Here is a 582-nt window from a genome sequence, read left to right as displayed (position 1 = left end):
ACCTGTCCCTGAACCGACGGCGAGTTCCCTGTTGGCATTGACTGTAAGGGTCTGTGCAACAACGTCACCGCTCCAGTTCGTGGTATCGAATTTGGCCGAATAGATGACTGCGCCCGAGCTGGTGCTGATGCTCGTGGAAGACGCTGCAGAGCCGGCGATGCTGCTCGCAGTCGATGCGGCACGAGAGAAGATTTCCTCGAAGGCATTCAGTACGCCGCGCGCGCTGCTTTGTAGGTAGTAGGTACTCGCTTCGCCGGGTGCGGTGGATTTTTGCCAGACGTCATTGTTGTTAACGCCGGCGTCCGTACTCAAATTCTCCGACCGCACGCCTGCCTGGCTTTTGAATGGGTTGCCTTGGGTGTTGAAAGGGCGCGAGTTTGCGTTGGATTCGGTTTCAAATCCGCCATATTTGGCGGCCATGAAGAACTGATTGGCGAACCGGCGCGTGTTTGTGTCGTTCTGGTCGCCGTATTCGTTGACGTCGAACAGAAAGGTTTTCACACGAAGGCCCGGTCGTTGCTTCGTGGGCGCGCCGGTCCAGTCGCTTCCGCGGATATCGTGGGTATGCGCCCAGTACGCAGA

1 protein-coding gene is annotated in these 582 nt (G+C 57.6%); it reads right to left on the bottom strand.

Features of this window, described 5'->3' with window-relative positions:
* Positions 1 to 501: hypothetical protein (locus GVL52_RS28285; protein ID WP_210254125.1), on the bottom strand; the 501-nt coding region annotated here is incomplete at its 3' end.
* Positions 502 to 582: the final 81 nt, after the last annotated feature.

Source organism: Rhizobium sp. 18055, from assembly GCF_902706285.1.
Taxonomy (GTDB): domain Bacteria; phylum Pseudomonadota; class Alphaproteobacteria; order Rhizobiales; family Rhizobiaceae; genus Rhizobium.
This window is presented reverse-complemented; position numbering and strand designations above follow the sequence as displayed.